Source organism: Chryseobacterium mucoviscidosis (assembly GCF_002177115.1).
Classification (GTDB): Bacteria; Bacteroidota; Bacteroidia; order Flavobacteriales; family Weeksellaceae; genus Chryseobacterium; species Chryseobacterium mucoviscidosis.
This window is the reverse complement of record NZ_MVAG01000034.1, coordinates 1-263: the sequence shown is the minus strand read 5'-3', so window position 1 is coordinate 263 and position 263 is coordinate 1. Positions and strand designations below refer to the sequence as shown.

Annotated in this window: 1 protein-coding gene; it reads left to right on the top strand. The window is 46.0% G+C overall.

Annotated elements, in window-relative coordinates; genetic code table 11:
- Window positions 1–48: 48 nt before the first annotated feature.
- On the top strand, window positions 49–263 hold a 215-nt coding region (locus tag B0E34_RS22610), incomplete at its 3' end, for a DUF1439 domain-containing protein (RefSeq protein ID WP_123956487.1).

Genomic DNA, 263 nt, shown 5'->3' with positions numbered 1-263 from the left:
GCTGCGTTGTGTCAGGATATTGACGCAGATTTCATGTCGAGGACTACCATGAACAAGTTTTTATTTGCCGCTGCATTGATCGTCAGTGGCCTGCTCGTTGGCTGTAATCAACTCACCCAATACACCATCACCGAACAAGAAATTAACCAGTCGCTTGCGAAACATAATAATTTCTCAAAAGATATCGGTTTACCCGGCGTGGCTGACGCCCATATCGTTCTGACAAATCTGACCAGCCAAATTGGTCGCGAAGAGCCGAATAA